Source organism: Gilliamella sp. CG22 (assembly GCF_046635725.1).
GTDB lineage: Bacteria > Pseudomonadota > Gammaproteobacteria > Enterobacterales > Orbaceae > Gilliamella > Gilliamella apicola_I.
On record NZ_JBIDFK010000015.1, the window covers coordinates 1 to 19,568 of the forward strand.

Sequence of the window (19,568 nt, forward strand, 5' to 3'; positions counted from 1 at the left end):
ATTGATGAGATATTTTATAATAGACTATTTAAATTATTCCATGACGACTTTTACTTAAGTCAAGCAATAAAAACCCCAGTTAGATCGACAACTGGGGGGTGAATTAAATTAAAATTTAATTTTTAAACATAATATAACTTTTTAAGAAAGACTATTAAGCATGTAAAGACATTACACAACTTCACTGTTTCATCAAACAATTCAAGACCTGAAATACCAGATAAATGGTCATTAAAGACTTGTTGACTTATTATCGTTACTGTTGCTTTAATGGGATTTCCATTAATACGAAGTACCAATAAGTACATCTCAGTTTCTTCGATTTCATAAATGAAGATGTCAATTCTTTCTGGCAAATTTAGACAAGGAATATATCCGAATTCGATTAATTTCTTGTCGTTGTTTGTTTTTTGATTCATAAATTTGTAATTAAAATTAATTATTAATTTAAATTCATTAAGGTATAGGTAAATTATACTTTTGTAGTAAATTAATTTTTTTAAAATTAATTCTATTTAATATTATATAGATAATCGACTTAAATCAATAAAAAGATTAAAAATTATGAATTGAATAAGTCTATAATATTGTTAGTCCAATTCATAATATTATTACTTTCTATAAATATAGATATATCTTTATTAAATATCATTTTATTTGTTTATATCATTATTTACTTTTTTGAAAGGTATTTTTAGGGATCGTTACTAACTACTTTCGATGGGTATATGGAATATTTTGTTTAATGTTCCTTTCTCAAACTCACCATGCTTTATATAATAAAAACCCCAGTTAGATAACTGGGGTTCTTTTGGATCAATAAAAAGTATTAAAAATAAATTAACACGATTTAGAAGCCAAATAAACTAAGGTAGCCATCATGATAATCAGAATCATCACTAGTAATAACGTAAAAGTGATTGCTCTGAAGCCATTTTTTGTTCGCAACATTGTTCAAATTCGTGTTTGAAATTTAAATCTCTTTTTGTAGATTCTTTTATAAATTCTTATTTTTTCTTTTAAAAGTATCTATAATTAATAACATACCTCTTTTCAATCCATTAAGTAAAGACGATAAAAACGGCTTTATCCCCTTTTTTTCTGAATTTGAAGAATTGACATGTACCACAAATCTACAAAAATAGAACTGATGAAAAATATTACATGCAATATTAAGATCCTTACAAAAAATCTCTTCATAAAGCTTTTTAGGCATTTCTAAAATAAGTGAATCTTCAACAATTTCATTTCCACGCATTAAAACTATGCGATAAATAGTAAGATCTGCATTTGCAAAAATTCCTAATGACATTTCACTTTGACTATCTAGGAGCAAATAGCCTTTAAAATCATAATGTTTCATTTTTTAATTTTTTAATTGATTTAAAATGTGTGTACCACACCTGGGAGTTAAAAGAAACTCAATAGTTATATTATACCGATAACAAAAATATTTCAATTTTTCTTAACTTATAATAAGATTTTTTGATAATAACACACAAATTCTAAATACATTTTCATTTGCAAATAATAACAATTAATCATAACCTTTAATTAACATCTATTAGCATTAAAACAAACTAGATTTGAAATATTCTTAAGTTACCTTAATATTGCTTTAGATCACATATTTACTCTTTAATTTATTCTAAGTATGACCTCAACAAGACTTTTGTTTTAATAATGTAATAAAAAAACCCCAGTTAAATAACTGAGGTTTATTTAGATCAATTAATTAAATTCAAGATGATCTTAAAAAACTTTTGACAGATAAAGGAAATTCTATCTAAAAAATATGAAGCCATTTACCTAACAAATAAAACAAAGCCATAACTAAAGCAATTATCAGCATAAATTCGAAATGTAAACGATCTCCCTTACTTAGTAAATATTTCTTAGATTTTGAATCAGTCCTAGCTATTGTTCGAACAATTACACTTGGTGATAATAAATCCTTGTCCACTTTACACATGTCAAAGACATGATACAAACGTTTTGATATGTCAGGATAATCAGCTATCAGTTCATCAAAACGCGCTGAAGTTAATTCAACTTCAGTTGTACCTTCAATTTTTTCGTCATTTCGCATTGCCACTAATTTGACCATCGAACGATCTGGATTCATCAATATTGCTATCGATATTCCATTTTCACTGTTTTCGGATAGAAATCCGTTAATTTTAAACATCATAATAAGATTTTAATTAATTAAATTTTGTGAATTACCTCACCAGTAGGTAGTATTTAATTCAATACTGTGAATTAAAGCAACCTGTTTTTATACTATACCGATAATCATAAATTTCAATATTTTTTTATCCCTAATGTATTTTAATCAATTCTACTATCATCATTATTTGTTCATCGAATAGTTTATTCAATACTTAATCACATTTTAACTTGATTAATTTATCTTTCAGCCAAAACGTCATCAATGTTATTACGTTTGATGTTAGCGGGTTATCACCTCGATTTGATATTAAGTTATCAGAGGTTTTCAGTAATTAAATAGCTTTTTTATTGAAAGAGCAATGGTGTGAATTGCGTAAAATTTGTATATAAAATTCTGTTTTAAATCAAGTTTGTTTTAGATTAATTAGATACAATATGATTGGCAATTTTGATAATTTGATGTCAATGTCTACTTACATCAAACAATAAAACCCCAATCTAAATTAATAAATTGGGGTTAGATAAAATTAAACTAATTTAATTTTTTGAGTCTAGAAGATATTTCTGTATAGATGGCAATCTTAACAGAATTAGAAGGAAACAACTTAAATGTTTTAACAACCCTTGTATATCGATCATCATAATTATCGAAATTTTCTTTAAAAACTTGTTCACTTATAATAACCTTCGTTCTTTCAATGGGCTGTCTATCCTTACAAAGGATCAACGAGTATTGATTGTCTTCTTCAATTCGATTAACTGAGATTGTCACCGCTTGGAACATTGAACACGAAAGCATTCCGATTTCGCGAACTGTTCTTTTTGTACTTCTTCTTTTTCTTTTTTGCATGATTTAATTTTTTTTATTATTTAAAAATTTTAAAATCATTAAGGCATAGTTAAATTATACTTTTGTAGTCAGTTAATTTTAATAATTAACTTTTTTATATTATATTGATAATCTACTTAAGTCAATAACATCCTTAAAAATTATCAATTAAGAAAGCTCATAAAGTTGATAACGAAAATCACAATATTCCTGCTTTCTACTAAATAAATATGTCTTGATTGAACATTATTTTCAATCGGTCGAATAATCATTCACTTTTTTTGAAAAGTATTTTTTTCGATTACGCTTAACTAGTTTGGATTGATATAAGTGACATTTTGTTAAATGTTTCTCACTTGAAATCATTCATGCTTACTATAATAAAAAACCCCAGTTGAATTACCGGGGTCTGTTTAGAACAATTAAAAGATATAAGAAAAAAATAGTCCCAATAACAAAATTATCAATAAAATCCAAATAACATTAAAAGCAATAATCGAGAACCTCACTATCAATCTTTTTAATTCAGCCCTTTTTTCCATTTTTCGGATAAGCTTATTAATTTCATCGATTTCTAATGTACAACCATAAGCTTTATAAGCTTTTAATAATCGTTTGTTTTTCCGACATACAGATAAAATAAATTTCTCATACTCTTCTTTAGTATAGTCGGCAAAAATGCTTTCACCTCTTTGTTCTGATTTCGAGCCTATTATGGCTATACGATAACAAGTAGAATTTATATCTGTATAAACTGCTACTGAGATTTCACCTGTACGACTTTCATATAAGAAGCCTTTAAATAGTAAATCATTCATTTCTTAAATTTTTATTTTTGTTTAATATGTGCACCTCACATGGGAGTTAACAAAACTCAGAATTTATATTATACCGATAATTCATATAATTCAAATTATTTATTTCTCAAAAACTGTTTTATGTAGACAGTAGGCAACGCTAACGCCACTGTCAGTTATAAAAATTATGGGAATGCTAATTTTGTTTAATAAATTAAAATAGAAGATTTGATAGAATTTGCCATTTTTTGTTTTGTTTATCTTGTAATGACTATTTATATAACTTCCATAGTTTATTGATCGATACTTAATCATACCTTTATTTGGTTAATTTATCTTTCTGCCAAAACGTCATTAACATTAGTGCTGGTTTTGTTAGCTAGTTTATTAGCCCGATTTGATACTAAGTTATCAGAGGTTTTCAGTAAAAAAATAACTTTTTATTGAAAAGAGCAATGGTGTGAATTGCGTAAAACTTGTAGATAATTTTTAAGTTAAGTTAGTATTGGATTAAATAATAAAATATAATTGACAATTTAAATAATTTTTGATGATATCAAGCAACAAAACCCCAGTTACATAAATAACTGGGGGGTTGAATTAAATTAAAATTTAATTCGTTGTTAAACTTCCAAACACTAATTTGTCGAATCCAACCAACTTCATCGCATTATAAAACAGGATAGAAGAATCAAAATGACTTTGAAAATTCTGCCGATAAACTTGTTCAGTTATAATCGTTTCTGTTTGTTTAATGCGCATTCCATCGACATAAACACACAATTTGAAGTACACTCCTTTTTCGGAAGTTTTACCTCGAAAAACTAGAATTTGTAAGTTTTTAAAAATTGAACCAGGAATATACCCGATTCTGAATTCATGAACATTGGTTTTGAACTTTTTTGCCATCGTTAAAAGTTTTTGAATTAAACTATGTTTTAAATTCATTAAGGCATAGGTAAATTATACTTTTGTAGTTAGTTAATTTTAAAAATTAACTGCTGATTATATTATATAGATAATCGAATTAAGTCAATATCATTTATAAAAATAACTAATTTAAGAAAGCCTGTAATATTTAAGCATAATCTTATTTGAACTATCATTCTGATTATACAATAAAAAACCCCAGTTATTAATAACTGGGGTTCATTGGATGAAATCATGAATTATAAGGACGAATATCAAATTTTGCGTGCTTATTCAATCTACAAATTTGGGCAGTTTTAGTAAAAACATATCCAGATTCGTCGTCGTCACAATTACTGGTAATTTCATTATAAGTCTCTTCGCTAATTGAGACTTGCGTTCCAGGAATTGGTAAACCATAATACTCAGCTAATAATCCATAACACTCACAATTAGTCTCAGGATCTCGATAGCCTAGTACTTTGATTTCGAGACCTGACAGACATGATCCTGCGACACATCCTAGGTCTTTTAACTTAAAATTTTTAAGTTCGTTTTTCATAATAAAAATTTTTTTTAATTGCATAGTAACGCTATGTTCGTATCATTTCAAAACTAAAGAAATGACGATTTATATTATAACGATAACCTACAAAAGGTCAATACTAATCACTCACTTTAACGCATAAATTTTTTATAGTAACTTTAAACACTATTTATTGTGATTATTTAAATACTCTTTATATATAAAAGTATTTTCCCTAATTTTGCCTCTCAAAACATAAAGATTAAAATGTAAAAATCTTAAATATTATCGCAATTATGAATAGTAATTAAACCTTGTAATTTATGATGAAAAACGCCTAGACATCTATGATAAAACTGATATTCTATGCTCCTTTTTAAATACAAACTATAAATGAAGAAAGTAGAAAGAAATGAATACAACTGAAAATAAGATAATATCATTTAGTATGAACCAATTGTTATTTAAACAATTAAGATTTGTGGGAACGATGCAGCAAATTTTTGGGGTTTTAGGAATCATTAGTGGCTCTTTAACTTGTTTAGGTATTATTACAGCAATAGTAGGTGTTCCGTTAATTATAGCTGGGGTCAAACTGTTTCAATCGGGAAAAGGATTTAATCAAACAGCGACTCTTGGACGAGAAGAAGATATTATTTATGCTATTCAAAATTTACATGGTTATTGGAAATTCAATCTTATTGTTTTTATCTGTTCTATTGTAATGATGGTTATTTACTTTATATTTATCTTTTTATACATTTTTAGTGTAATGAATAATCAATATCATTAACAATGAGTTATCGTTCCTAAATTTAGGCTTTAAATATAAAAGATAACAATAAAAACCTCGTTAATTAATGAGGTTTTTATTTTTTGGGAAAAACAACTTTGGAATGAGTTTTATTCTATATCTTCGTTGTTGTCAGAAATTACATCGATAGGATCAGAAATGATTTGTTTATTCATTTCTTGTAGTGTTTTGGAACCATCAAGCGTTGAGTTTTTAATGTCAGTCACTATGCCCATTTCGTTAAAATAAATAGAATAAGTAATTTGGCTTATACCATTATGTTGTGGTTGTTGACGAAAAACATAATACCAAACGTTATCACCAAATACCGACGTTAACATAGGTGAACCCATTATAAAAATAACCTGATCTTTTGTTTGACCAACTTTCAATAAATCAATTGCATCTTGTGTTACATAATTACCTTGATTGATATCAGGTCTATATACCCAACGGTCTACCACTGAACAACCAGTTAATAATATACTAGCCACAATTGCAAGCGAGGTAAATTTACGAAACTGCATTTAACTTAATCCATATTGAAATTATAATAAAGTGTATTATCGCTGATATTTGCACTAAGTGCTAGCCAAATTAATAAATTCTTTATGCATTTTATAAAAAAAGCGTTATTCTATTTTATTAATTAATATTTATTCTGTTGATCACAAACTTAATGGGTCTCGAATACTGTTTATAAACGACAAACAAAAGGTAAAAAATGAAATTAGAAACCATAGATCAAAAAGCGAGTTATGCTATTGGATTACAAATTGGACAACAATTAAAGGAGTCAGGTTTGAATGGTCTAGATCTTGATGCATTAAAATTAGCTATGCAAGACGTTCTAGCAAATAATCAACCTGTTCTACCATTACAAGAACTGCATGATGCGCTTCGTCATATGCATGAAAAAGCCACTCAAGAGAAAGCAAAACAAGCTGAAAAAATTGCTCAAGCAGGTAAAGATTTTTTAGCAGAAAATATTAAAAAAGATGGGATTAAATCAACTGAATCCGGCTTGCAATATGAAGTCATTACCGAAGGTACAGGTTCCTTACCTAAATCAACAGACCGTGTTCAAGTTCATTATACGGGACAATTAATTGATGGTACGATTTTTGACAGTTCTGTACAACGTGGACAACCAGCTGAGTTTCCTGTTAATGGCGTTATTCAAGGTTGGGTTGAAGCTTTACAGCTAATGCCTGAAGGTTCAAAATGGAGATTGTATATTCCTCAAGAACTTGCTTATGGAGCACAAGGTGCAGGAGGCTCAATTCCACCCTACAGTACATTAATTTTTGATGTCGAATTATTGAAAGTTTTATAAATCTAATGGACGCATTTAAGCGTCCTTTTTTTATAATCTAACTATAAGCTCTAAATAACCTGCCAATAACAATAATGTTTAAAAGTTAACGACGATTAAAATAGAAATCAGCACCAATAATACCATCCTTTCCGATGTACCAAGAACAACAGATAAAATTGTTCATTTAAAGAATTACGATACCTCACTTATATTACAGCATTTTAATTTTACACGGTGTATAAGTCTTTTGTTTTCCGATATAATATTCGATAATATTTTGAAAATAGGTAAGGAAAATTTTATGTCAACTAACCTCATCCGTATCGCTATTGCTGGCGCAGGTGGAAAAATGGGACGTCAATTAATTCAATCTGTTGCACAAATCGAAGGAGTAACTTTAGGTGCGGCATTTGAAAGACAAGGTTCTTCCCTCATTGGAAGCGATGCAGGTGAACTTGCTGGAATAGGCATTTGTGGTGTCACTATTACGGATAATTTAGAACTCGCCAAAGATCAATTTGATTTGTTAATTGATTTTACCCGACCTGAAGGTACGCTTGCCCATTTGAATTTTTGTGTTGAACATAAAAAAATGATGATTATAGGAACCACTGGTTTTGATTCTACAGGCAAGCAAGCCATTACGGATGCGGCAAAAAATATCGCTATTGTTTTTGCTGCCAATTTTAGTGTAGGTGTAAATTTGGTACTTAAATTACTTGAAAAAGCGGCAAAAATCATGGGAGATTATACAGATATTGAAATTATTGAGGCTCATCATCGTTATAAAGTCGATGCCCCATCGGGTACTGCACTTGCGATGGGTGAATCCATAGCTGAAGCTTTAAAATTCAATTTGAACGATCGTGCGATTTATTGTCGTGAAGGTCATACCGGTGAAAGACCAAAAGGAGCAATTGGTTTTTCAACTATCCGAGCGGGTGATATTGTTGGCGAACATACGGCAATTTTTGCCGATATTGGCGAACGTGTGGAAATTAGTCATAAGGCGTCTAGTCGGATGACATTTGCAAATGGCGCCGTCCGTGCTGCATTATGGCTTGCAAAACAGCCTGTCGGACTTTATGACATGCGAGACGTATTAAATTTGAATAATCTATAAATAATTGCAATGTCAGATAAATATTGGATGCAATATGCATTAACGCTTGCCAAACGTGCTGAATCCTTAGGTGAAATTCCGGTAGGAGCGGTAATTATCGATGAAAACAGTCAAGTCATTGGCGAAGGTTTTAACCAATCAATACTTACCCATAATCCAACTGCTCACGCTGAAATGCTTGCTATCGAGCAAGCGGGTAAGTGTATCAATAATTACCGTTTAATTAATACGACCCTTTTTGTCACACTTGAACCGTGTACGATGTGTGCTGGTGCCATTATACATAGTCGAATAAAACGAGTAGTATTTGGAGCAAGCGATTATAAAACAGGGGCTGCTGGCTCGTTTATTAATATTCTAGCTTATCAAGGCATTAATCACATTGCACAAGTGCAAGGTGGCGTATTAGCTGATGAGTGCAGCTTGCTACTCAGTCAATTTTTCAAAAAACGTCGCTTAGAAAAAAGAGCAGCCAAGATCGATGCTAACAAGATGATAGATAAGAACATACTATGAATAGTATAGGGTTATCAAATGTTATGCTAAGCAGATTAAAATAAGCTTTGTTATTCTTTTTATCTACGAAAATTGTTAGAATCTAATTTAAATTTTATTTTTTGAGTATTAGTAATGAAGAAACACACTTTAGAAATGATGATATCAACGGATGATATTCAAAAACGTATCAAAGAACTAGGGCAGCAAATTAGTCAAGATTATAAACACAGCCAAAATGAACTTATTTTAGTCGGTCTGCTACGTGGTTCATTTATTTTTATGGCGGATTTAAGCCGTGCTATTACTGTCGGGCATGAAGTTGATTTTATGACCGCATCAAGTTATGGTAATGCCGTTGTCAGTAATCGAGATGTCAAAATATTGAAAGATTTGGATGAAGATATTCGTGATAAAGATGTGCTAATTGTTGAAGATATTATTGATACCGGTAATACGTTAAGTAAAGTGATGGCAATTTTAAAATTACGTCATCCTCGTAGTATCGAAATTTGTACGCTTTTAGATAAGCCATCACGTCGGGAAGTGGCTGTCCCAGTAAAATACATTGGTTTTTCAATTCCTGATGAATTTGTCGTTGGTTATGGAATTGATTATGCTCAACATTATCGCCATTTACCTTATATCGGTCAGGTTACACTACTAGAAGCTTAAATAAATGTTGGTCGAAAATTTAGTCATTAATAGAATAAATCTTTGATACGACTTAATTAAAAGCCCTTAGTATTAAACTGAACAGATGTTAACAATCTGTGGTTTGCATAATCATTTAAAGTTATAGTACTGCGTTATAGCGCAATCAATAACCTTTTTAAAATTTCTGAAACAAAAAAGGATCGATGTCTATCAATCGATCCTGTATCAAAACAGCTAAGTATATTTTTTACATTTTAATAATGTTAACTTAAGGTATCTGTATAAATTAAGTAAATATACCATTAATTAGTCCCTACTTTGCTTCATTGATATTATACATTAATGAAATAGTAGAAATCTTAGTCCCACTTCAGAATAAACTAAATGCTTATAGTAATTTATAATATTTTATTTGCTTATAAAAGGTTTTTCCAAAAGATCAAGGGGTTACCTTTACAATCTTAAACTTAAAATGTTAAAACTCAATATTAATAAATTAGACATTGATCCTTACAAAAGATGATATCAAAACTGATTTAGTTAGCTTATCATAGACGATGAAATATTAAATATGTTAAATTTACGTTCATGATTAGCCCAGAAATTAACAATTGATCGTTTTTTAACTTAAACTTCTTCGAGGTCTTTGTGTCACAATTTTCCTATAGGTTTTGTTTACTTTTAATGTTTACAATCATATCAACATCAAGCTATGCTGATATGAAGTTATCGATTAAAGGTTTATCGGGTGAACTTGCTGACAATGTCGATGCTCGTGTTTCATTAATTACCCCAGATAAAGTCGATAATACGCCTAATTTTAAACGGTATTTTGAAAGCGAGGTTAAAAAAGCGCTCCGAGCTTTGGGTTATTACGCTCCGGTGTTTCAATATAACACTCAAAATCCAAGAGTATTAGCGGTAACGATTTCAGCTGGTGAACCGATTAAAATTGAACAATTAAATGTGATTATTGAAGGTGAAGGCCAGCATGATAATGATTACCAACATTTACTCGAAAAAAACCTACCTAAAACGGGTGATATTTTAAATCATGGCATTTATGAGTCTTTCAAGAAAAGTTTGAAAAATCTCGCGTTAGAAAAAGGCTATTTTGATGCCAATATGACGCAACACCAATTAGCGGTATCCATGGATCATCATCAAGCTTTTTGGAATATCGATTTTAATACTGGGCAGCGCTATAAATTCAGTCAAGTTAAATTTTCTAATACCAAAATTAGAGATGATTATCTTAAAAATATTATACCGTTTAAAGAAGGTGAACCTTATAGTGCCGAAAAACTTTCCATTCTTAATCGTCGATTAACTTCTACAAATTGGTTTAGTTCAATTGTTGTTGTTCCTGATTTTCCAAATGTTACAGCAGACAAATCACTACCAATCAATGTTGTCACCTCTCCCCGAAAAAAAAATAGCATGGATTTAGGGCTTGGATACTCAACCGACAATGGCGTATATGGCAAAATAACTTGGAATAAACCGTGGATTAACAGTCGTGGACAAAGTTTACAAAGTAATTTATCACTTTCTTCACCCGAACAATCCATTACAATGAGCTATAAAATACCATTAAAAAAATCTCCCCTTGAACAATACTACACTGTTCAAGGTGGTTATAAAAAAATTGACAATAATGATACTAAATCACGTTCCTATACCTTTGGTGTGGTTCGATATTGGGACAATTTTGAAGGATGGCAAAGCGCGCTAGGTTTAAATCTTTTACATGATGACTTTACGCAAGGTGACTCAAGTTTTAATACCCTTTTATATTACCCTTCTATTAGTCTTTCAAGAATTCGTAGTGATGGCAATCTTATGCCAATGTGGGGAGATTCACAACGCTATTCTGTTGAGGCAGCTACAAATTCTTTAGGATCCGATCTCAATCTTATTCGCTTTCAAACGCAACAAACTTGGATTCGATCCTTGTTTGATAGTCATCGATTTATTTTTCGGGGTAATTTCGGCATAATTCAGGCAAATAATTTTGATCGTGTTCCGCCTTCATTTCGATTCTTTGCAGGGGGTGACCGTAGTATACGAGGTTATAGTTACCAATCTATTTCGCCTAAAGATAAAAATGGTAAATTAAAAGGTGCGTCAAAGCTCATCACTGGTTCAGTTGAATACCAATTTAATTTAACCGGTGCTTGGTGGGGTGCTGTTTTTATTGATTCAGGTGAAGCAATTGATAAAGTCGATAAAACTAAATTTTATACAGGAAGTGGTATTGGTGTGCGTTGGGCTTCTCCGGTTGGACCAATAAAATTCGATTTAGCAACTCCGTTAACGCGAAGAGACTCTGGTTCAGTTCACCTATATATTGGTTTAGGATCCGAATTATAATATGGCTAAAAATCCCATTAGAGAAAAAAAATTAAAAAAAATTAAAAGAATACGAAAATGGAAAAAGCGTAGTATTGTAGTATTATCTATTTTCGTGTTTTTGGTCGCGTTTATTATCTTACTGCTTTATACCAGTTTAGGCGTTAAGTTGACCACTTATGTCTTAGGTAAAGCCCTACCCGAATTGAAAATTGAACAAGTGGAAGGGACATTAAGCGATTTACAGGTGAATGGTCTTTCATTGCAACTACCGGGTATTGATGTTCAGGTTGATAATGCATCGTTAAAATTATCTGGGTTATGTTTGCTTGAAACTAAAATCTGTATCGAACAGTTTGAATCAAAGGGTATTAAAGTAAAACTGAACACCGATCAGATTATTACCGCCCCCAATAAGCCAATACCAGACAAACGGGTTGTTTTGAAAACCCCATTACCAATCGAACTGAAAACGGCACATGTATCAGATGTGAAAGTTGATATTGATGATATGCAATTTGGTCTGTCTGATTTTACGGGTAAGGCGACTTGGGTAAACGAAAAAATTTATGTATTTCCTGCTGAGGCTCAGGATTTAAGTGCTATTTTTGCTGATCACCCACAAGTAAAATCAACAACAGATTCAGTTCAGAATGATTTGCCTCTTAATGAAAAGATAAATCAATTATTCAATCAGCCGTTAATCGAATCATTACCCCAAGTTACTATTCCTCTCGATATCAATGTCGGACGCTTAACGGGTAACAATTGGCTTTTACATATTGGCGGTGAAGATTATCGATTTAACAATGTGACTATTCAAACTAATATCATCGATAATCATATTATCGTTCAACAGGTGAATACAGATGCGACAACTCCTTATGCTAATGGACATGCTTTTGTTTCAGGAGATATTACATTAGGCAATGATTGGCCTATTTTGGCATTTATTCAATTAAAAACAGCCAGTAATCAATTACATAGCCAATTTTCAGGTAAATTGTTAGGTGAATTGACGACAAATACGGTACTTGAAGGACTTAATTCAGCAAAAATTAATGCAAAAATCAATTTTATCGAAAAATATTTACCGGTGATGACCGACTTAAAGGGTAAACACATTCAATGGCCAATTGAAGGACAAGCGCAATATCAAGTTAATAATTTTAATCTTTCAATAGGGGGTAACGTCCAACAGTATGACTTATCAGCTAAAGGTAAATTTAAAGGTGACGATCTGCCCGATACGTCGTTTGATGTTATAGGCAAGGGAACGAATCAATCAGCCATATTCGATCATGGAATAGTGAAACTACCACAAGGGGAAATCAATGTTTCAGGTAATCTTGACTGGCAAAAAGCCTTACACTGGGATGCAAAAGTTAAATTAACTGATGTTGATACCAGCAAAGATTTACCAAACTATCCTATACGATTAAATGGTCAACTTAAAACCAATGGTCAGTTAGAAGGTGATAAATGGCAATTGAATCTTCCCGAAATCCAATTAAAAGGTAATATTAATCACGCTGATTTTTCAACTAATGGCAGTATTCAAATTAACTCTCATCAATCAATCAGTGCGAATAATTTTGTTATGGATTGGGGAAAAAATCATATCAATATCAATGGCGCTTCAGATAAAGAAAATTTGAGTGCTAAGTTAGAGTTATCCTCTTTATCATTATTGGCTGATGACTTAAAGGGTTCAATTGTCGGCACGTTGAAAATGAATGGTAGCTTTAATGAACCAAACGTGGATACCGATATCAATATTCACCAATTAAGTTTGATGAGTATGTCAATATCATCAGCCCAACTTTCCGGAAAAATAGAATATAAAAAACAAATTAGTGGACATTTAAAACTCATAGGACACGATATAGAACTTCCTAATCAAAGCATAAAAAATGCCAATATTGAGCTTAAAGGTAATGAAAGTCATCATGTTTTAGATATCAATCTTACAGGAACACCAGCCTCATTTACAACATCACTCAATGGAAAATTAGATCCTGATCGAACAAAATGGACGGGAAATTTATCCCACGCTTTATTAAATTTAGGTGATAAAAATCATTGGCAATTGGTTAAAACATTACCTTTATCTTATGATGTTACTCATCAAGTGCCCACTATAGGCTCGCATTGTTGGTCAAACCAAGGGTCAAGTATTTGTTTAGATCAAGCACTATCTCCAACAGCTAACAGTAATACAAGTATCACGTTGAAAGATATTGAGCTGGCAAAACTCCCTATTCCAAACGACGGTGAAACAAAACTAGCTGGCTTGATTAATGGTAAAGCTTATATAAAATTCAATGCAAATAGTGAAATGCCGAATATCAAGGCCAATATCAAAGGGAATGAAGTTTATATTCAACAAATGATCACATCCCAATCATTATCTATTCCATTTGAAATATTTACTATTAATGCTGAATTTAATCAACAACAAGCAAAGTTTGATTGGTTATTTAGCTTAAAACAATTAGGTAAAATGAGCGGTGATTTAACTATTATCGATCCCACTCAACAAAAGAAATTAAATGGAAAATTAAACATTGATCATCTTGCCTTAGCAATAATCAATCCCTTATTAGATAAAGATGATTTTGCTAAAGGCTCGATAAATGGCAACGTTAATTTTTCCGGGTCTTTAATGGATCCTTATTTAACAGGTAATATTGATTTAAAACACAGTGAAATAAAATCCAGTCAATTACCAATTGATTTGAAATCAGCAAAGGTAGATCTTAATTTCAATGGTAAATCCTCCAACTTAAAAGGAGTTTTAACCACCAAGTCTGGTAATATTGATATTAACGGTCACGCCAATTGGGATACATTTGATAAATGGCAAGCGGATCTTTCTGTCACGGGTGCAGCAATGGAAGTTACCGTACCTCCAATGGTTGTGTTAAGTATTATCCCCAATATTAGAATTGATGCGACCCAAGATGAGATAATTCTTTCCGGAAAAGTCAGTATCCCTAAAGGTAAGATTACCGTCGAATCGTTACCGGCATCCAGTGTTGATGTATCGCCTGACGAAGTTATGTTAGATAAAAATTATCAAGTAATCGAAAAACAAAAACTTGGCATAAAAATCAGTAGCCATATTGAAATTGATATTGGTGAACATGTGACTGTCGATGCTTTTGGGTTAAACGCATCACTGAAAGGCAATCTCCTTGCGGCACAAACCAACAAAGGCTTAGATCTGCATGGGCAAGTTTTGATTCCAACAGGAAGATTTCACGCTTATGGTCAAGATTTAGTTATCCGTAAAGGTATTATCACTTTTTCGGGCCCTACTGACCAAGCTAAGTTAGATATTGAAGCTATTCGTAATCCAGACTCAATTGATAACAGTAGTATTACAGCGGGTATTCGTGTAACAGGATCTTCGGAAGAGCCCAAAATTGAAATATTTTCAGATCCAGCCATGTCCCAGCAAGAAGCATTATCTTATCTAATACGAGGTCAAGGACTTGAAAGCACCGATCAAAGCGATAATGATATGATGACCGCCTTACTCGTTGGTATCGGTACGGCAAAAACAGGTAAATATATTGGTGATATTGGTAATGTCTTTGGAATAAAAAATCTTTCTTTAGACACGCAAGGAGCCGGTAATAATTCTAAAGTGGTTGTTAGTGGGTATATTTTGCCTAACCTACAACTGAAATATGGTGTAGGTATTTTTGATTCACTGGCGACATTTACTTTACGATACCGATTGATGCCAAGACTCTATTTAGAAGCAACATCTGGACTTGCACAAACGTTAGATTTTATCTACCAATTTGAATTTTAATCACTTATTAGGATAATTGAGTTAGCCTTATCAATTATTTGGTTAAGGCTAGCTATTTTTTACTGCCGATTAACATTTCTCTTTTCAAACCAAAACCTTTTTGTTTTATCACATTGAATCCAGCATTGATTAAGTTTCGCCGAACAAATCCAGCCGCACTAAAAGTTGCAAACGTTCCCTTTTGTGACGTATATTGAAAACAGCTTTTAAACAAGGATTCTGACCACATGTCAGGATTTTTAGCGGGTGAAAATCCATCAAAGAACCAAGCATCAATCAACCCATTTTGTTTAGCCAAAAATTCCGGAAAATATTGAATGTCATCATAAAGTACATCCAAACTGACCTTGTCTAAATGACAGGTGTTATCCGTTAGATAGGTATATAACTGCTTGGCTAATAGTTGAAGTTGGCATTCATCTTCTATGGCGGTTTGATGCATCATCATCATTTCTGTCACTGATAACGGATATTTTTCAATACTGATAAATTTAAGTTGCTGGAGTTGATGATTGGGATATTCTTTTTTAAAAGCTAAAAACGTTTGCCAGGCTATGAGAAAGCTTAGCCCCGAACCAAAACCCGTTTCACCAATAATAAAAGTATCTTTATCATGTTGGATAAAACGTTGGTGTAGATGATTGCCTTCAATAAAAACATATTTTGTTTCAGCAACTGCACCTTGTGTGTTGAAATAGATATCATCAAAATAGACAGAAACTGGGGCTTGATTTTCGTTCCAAATAATTGTTGATTTTTGCATGACGCCTCTTTACTCAGTTATCGTTGATCAAACTGTATATTGACACAGTTTATGTATATAATACGCTAAATCAATTTATGAGGTAAATTATGGTTTTTCTTTTCCGCTTAATTACAGTTGTGTTGATAGGTATTGTAGTTTGTGTACTGGGCGTTATATTTTGCCTATTCAATCCTCGGAATCCCAAAAACGTAGCCAGATTTGCACATTTATTTAGTTTTTTCTTTAAACCTATTTTGGGCGTTAAAGTTGATACTCGTCTCTATCCTGAGATTAGTAAAATAGGCAGTTGTGTTTATATCGCTAATCATCAAAACAACTTTGATATGGTTGTTGCCGCAGACGTTGTCCAACCGAAAACCGTGACTGTCGGAAAAAAAAGTTTAGCGTGGATTCCTTTTTTTGGGCAATTATACTATCTGACCGGTAATATTTTAATTGATCGTAATAATAAATCAAAAGCCCACGATACCATTGGACAAGTTGTTAAAGAAATTAAAACACGTGGCATATCGATTTGGATGTTTCCTGAAGGAACACGAAGTCGAGGACGTGGATTATTACCGTTTAAAACAGGCGCATTTAAAGCAGCAATTGCGGCAGGTGTTCCTATTGTGCCTATTTGCGTCTCTGATACCAATAACATTCAATTAAATCGTTTAAATAACGGTCATATGATTGTTGAAATGTTGGATCCTATTGACACCAAATCGTTACGTAAAGAAGACGCCAGAACATTAATGGAACAATGTTATCAACAAATGACTGAAAAATTAATTGAAATCAACAATGAAGTTAAGCAACTAAACAGTAAAAAATAATTAATGAATATGCAAGACCGTAATTTTGATGATATCAGTCATAAGTTTGCACAAAATATTTATGGCACAAGTAAAGGAAAAATTCGTGAAGCCATTGTCTGGCAGGAATTAGAAAATATATTAGCCACATTTCCAACAACCAAACCGTTGAAAATTCTTGATGCAGGTGGTGGACAAGGACAAATGGCTTGTCGATTGGCAAAATTAGGACATCATGTCACATTATGTGATATTTCTATGCAAATGCTAGAACTGGCACAAAAAAATGCCCAAGCAGAAAAGTTAAATATTAATTGTCATTGTTGTGCTATTCAAGATATTGATCATATCATTAATGAACAATATGATATGGTGATTTGTCATGCAGTATTAGAGTGGGTTGCCGATCCGATCAGTGTTCTTGAATCATTAAAAAAACACCTCAAACCCGAAGGTTATTTATCCTTGATGTTCTATAATTATCATGCACTTCTTTTTAAAACGGTGACACTTGGTAATTTTGGTTATACCCAATCAGGGCTTGCAAAACGTAAGAAAAAAACATTATCACCCGATTTCCCTCGAATACCAGATGATGTCTATCAATGGTTAACCACGCTAGATTTTCATATTATTAAAAAAACGGGAATTCGTCTATTTCATGATTATATGAATAATAAAGAAAAAATAAATAGTCATTTTGATCAGTTATTGGCACTTGAAAAGCAGTACTGCCAAGCAGAACCGTATCTAAGTCTTGCTCGATACATTTTAGTTACTGCAAAAAATGGTTAACACTTTTCATCATACTGATACTAAGCTTGAAATAGTTAAACTTCACTCGAAAATATTGGCTTAACTCGGTATGATAAACAGCGTAATTCAATTAATTAAGGAAAATAATGATAATCATCATAACTGATGGTATTGTCTCTATTGAAAGTAATATTGTTAATAGTCTGAATAATCAAAAAATTAAAGATGTTTTAGACGTTGATAATTTAACTGATGAGACAAAATTTGCCAATTTACTTGATTTAAATATGGCTGATTTTATTGATAAAGATGACTTTACTACGGCTATCGTTGCCGATCAGCAATTAGACATTAAAGCAATATTTCATCACAATGTTTGTTCATCAACGATTATAAAAGGACATTAAATGAGAACACTAATTATTGGTCCTTCATGGGTTGGCGATATGATGATGTCGCAAAGTTTATATCGAACGTTAAAACAACTTCATCCTAATATTGAAATTGATGTTATGGCACCAGCATGGTGCCAAGCACTATTGAATAAAATGCCAGAAGTGAATCAAGCTATTGAGATGCCAATTGGTCATGGTAAATTCGGTTTAACCCAACGCTATCGACTCGGCAAATCACTCCGTAATAATCATTACGACCAAGCGATAATTTTACCTAATTCGTTTAAATCAGCTTTAATCCCTTTTTTTGCTAGGATTCATCAGCGAACAGGTTGGAAAGGTGAAATGCGTTATGGACTGATTAACGATCTTCGTAAACTTAATAAACAAGCCTTTCCATTAATGGTTCAACGTTATGTTGCCCTTGCCTACCCTAAGGATCAGATCCACACAGCAGAGCAAATACCACAACCCATACTTTGGCCTAAACTTGAAGTTTGTCAAACAGACATCAATGGCACGCTTAACACGTTTAAAATCAATGATAATTTGCCGTTAATTGGTTTTTGTCCTGGTGCTGAATTTGGTCCAGCAAAACGTTGGCCGGATTATCATTATGCTGCTCTTGGTGATATGCTTGTAAAGCAACATGCCAAAATTGTTATTTTTGGTTCTGATAATGATCGCCAAGTTGGCGAAAAAATTATTAAACAAATGACACAAGGCGACCAGTGTATTAATCTTGCCGGTAAAACAAAATTGGAACAAGCGGTTAATTTAATTGCGGCTTGTAAAGCAATTGTGACTAATGATTCAGGATTGATGCATGTCGCCGCAGCTTTGGATCGCCCTTTGGTTGCGCTTTATGGCCCAAGTAGTCCAGACTTTACCCCACCCCTTTCTGATAAAGCTGAAGTTATTCGCTTAATAACAGGGTATCATAAAGTCCGTAAGGGCGATGCAGAACAAGGCTATCATCAAAGTTTGATTGATATAAAACCTGAAACTGTGTTTGAAACTTTAATGAAGCTTATTGCTCGTTGTGAAAAGAGTCATTAAT

At 32.0% G+C, this 19,568-nt stretch carries 18 protein-coding genes; 11 read left to right on the top strand and 7 right to left on the bottom strand.

Features of this window, described 5'->3' with window-relative positions:
• Positions 1–997: 997 nt before the first annotated feature.
• The 5 genes from ACGH46_RS10485 to ACGH46_RS10505 form a co-directional block, all read right to left on the bottom strand.
• Positions 998–1,363, bottom strand: a complete 366-nt coding sequence (locus tag ACGH46_RS10485) for a hypothetical protein (protein WP_267350722.1) — start codon at positions 1,361–1,363, stop codon at positions 998–1,000.
• 423 nt (positions 1,364–1,786) lie between these two features.
• Positions 1,787–2,191 (bottom strand): hypothetical protein, encoded by a 405-nt coding sequence (locus tag ACGH46_RS10490; protein WP_267350721.1) that lies wholly within the window; start codon positions 2,189–2,191, stop codon positions 1,787–1,789.
• 1,232 nt (positions 2,192–3,423) lie between these two features.
• Positions 3,424–3,819 carry a hypothetical protein gene (locus ACGH46_RS10495; RefSeq protein ID WP_267350720.1) on the bottom strand — a complete coding sequence of 132 codons (396 nt, stop codon included), beginning with the start codon at positions 3,817–3,819 and terminating at the stop codon, positions 3,424–3,426.
• Positions 3,820–4,410: 591 nt separating this feature from the next.
• Positions 4,411–4,707 carry a hypothetical protein gene (locus ACGH46_RS10500; RefSeq protein ID WP_411596560.1) on the bottom strand — a complete coding sequence of 99 codons (297 nt, stop codon included), beginning with the start codon at positions 4,705–4,707 and terminating at the stop codon, positions 4,411–4,413.
• A gap of 253 nt (positions 4,708–4,960) precedes the next feature.
• A complete protein-coding gene (locus ACGH46_RS10505; RefSeq protein WP_267350716.1) occupies positions 4,961–5,293 on the bottom strand; it encodes a hypothetical protein in 333 nt (110 codons plus the stop codon).
• A 352-nt stretch (positions 5,294–5,645) separates the two neighbouring features.
• Here ACGH46_RS10505 and ACGH46_RS10510 point away from each other — a divergent pair, with 352 nt between their 5' ends.
• On the top strand, positions 5,646–6,026 hold the full coding sequence (locus ACGH46_RS10510) for a DUF5362 family protein (RefSeq protein ID WP_411590933.1): 381 nt from the start codon (positions 5,646–5,648) through the stop codon (positions 6,024–6,026).
• 110 nt (positions 6,027–6,136) lie between these two features.
• On the opposite strand, the gene bamE is transcribed toward ACGH46_RS10510, so the two are convergent.
• Entirely contained in the window at positions 6,137–6,553 is a 417-nt protein-coding gene (bamE, locus tag ACGH46_RS10515; RefSeq protein ID WP_065559463.1) for an outer membrane protein assembly factor BamE, read from the bottom strand.
• 197 nt (positions 6,554–6,750) lie between these two features.
• Between bamE and ACGH46_RS10520 the strand changes: the two genes are divergently transcribed.
• The 6 genes from ACGH46_RS10520 (at position 6,751) to ACGH46_RS10545 (ending at position 15,794) form a co-directional block, all read left to right on the top strand.
• Complete coding sequence (locus tag ACGH46_RS10520) at positions 6,751–7,362, top strand: FKBP-type peptidyl-prolyl cis-trans isomerase (protein WP_267350713.1); 612 nt, start codon at positions 6,751–6,753, stop codon at positions 7,360–7,362.
• Between the two features lie 283 nt (positions 7,363–7,645).
• Positions 7,646–8,467 carry a 4-hydroxy-tetrahydrodipicolinate reductase gene (dapB, locus tag ACGH46_RS10525; RefSeq protein WP_267350711.1) on the top strand — a complete coding sequence of 274 codons (822 nt, stop codon included), beginning with the start codon at positions 7,646–7,648 and terminating at the stop codon, positions 8,465–8,467.
• 9 nt (positions 8,468–8,476) lie between these two features.
• Entirely contained in the window at positions 8,477–8,983 is a 507-nt protein-coding gene (tadA, locus tag ACGH46_RS10530; RefSeq protein WP_411605576.1) for a tRNA adenosine(34) deaminase TadA, read from the top strand.
• Between the two features lie 114 nt (positions 8,984–9,097).
• A complete protein-coding gene (hpt, locus tag ACGH46_RS10535; protein WP_267350709.1) occupies positions 9,098–9,637 on the top strand; it encodes a hypoxanthine phosphoribosyltransferase in 540 nt (179 codons plus the stop codon).
• Between the two features lie 702 nt (positions 9,638–10,339).
• Positions 10,340–11,992 carry an autotransporter assembly complex protein TamA gene (locus ACGH46_RS10540; RefSeq protein WP_411596558.1) on the top strand — a complete coding sequence of 551 codons (1,653 nt, stop codon included), beginning with the start codon at positions 10,340–10,342 and terminating at the stop codon, positions 11,990–11,992.
• A 1-nt stretch (position 11,993) separates the two neighbouring features.
• Complete coding sequence (locus tag ACGH46_RS10545) at positions 11,994–15,794, top strand: translocation/assembly module TamB domain-containing protein (protein ID WP_411605578.1); 3,801 nt, start codon at positions 11,994–11,996, stop codon at positions 15,792–15,794.
• Positions 15,795–15,846: 52 nt separating this feature from the next.
• Here ACGH46_RS10545 and mnmD read toward each other — a convergent pair whose 3' ends face one another.
• On the bottom strand, positions 15,847–16,557 hold the full coding sequence (mnmD, locus tag ACGH46_RS10550; RefSeq protein WP_411605579.1) for a tRNA (5-methylaminomethyl-2-thiouridine)(34)-methyltransferase MnmD: 711 nt from the start codon (positions 16,555–16,557) through the stop codon (positions 15,847–15,849).
• Positions 16,558–16,646: 89 nt separating this feature from the next.
• Here mnmD and ACGH46_RS10555 point away from each other — a divergent pair, with 89 nt between their 5' ends.
• The 4 genes from ACGH46_RS10555 (at position 16,647) to rfaF (ending at position 19,567) form a co-directional block, all read left to right on the top strand.
• Entirely contained in the window at positions 16,647–17,378 is a 732-nt protein-coding gene (locus tag ACGH46_RS10555; RefSeq protein WP_267359643.1) for a 1-acylglycerol-3-phosphate O-acyltransferase, read from the top strand.
• 9 nt (positions 17,379–17,387) lie between these two features.
• On the top strand, positions 17,388–18,152 hold the full coding sequence (locus ACGH46_RS10560; protein ID WP_411590936.1) for a methyltransferase domain-containing protein: 765 nt from the start codon (positions 17,388–17,390) through the stop codon (positions 18,150–18,152).
• Between the two features lie 107 nt (positions 18,153–18,259).
• Positions 18,260–18,520, top strand: a complete 261-nt coding sequence (locus ACGH46_RS10565; protein ID WP_267350701.1) for a hypothetical protein — start codon at positions 18,260–18,262, stop codon at positions 18,518–18,520.
• Positions 18,521–19,567: an ADP-heptose--LPS heptosyltransferase RfaF gene (rfaF, locus tag ACGH46_RS10570; RefSeq protein ID WP_411605581.1), complete on the top strand. Its 1,047-nt coding sequence runs from the start codon at positions 18,521–18,523 to the stop codon at positions 19,565–19,567.
• Position 19,568 lies beyond the last annotated feature (1 nt).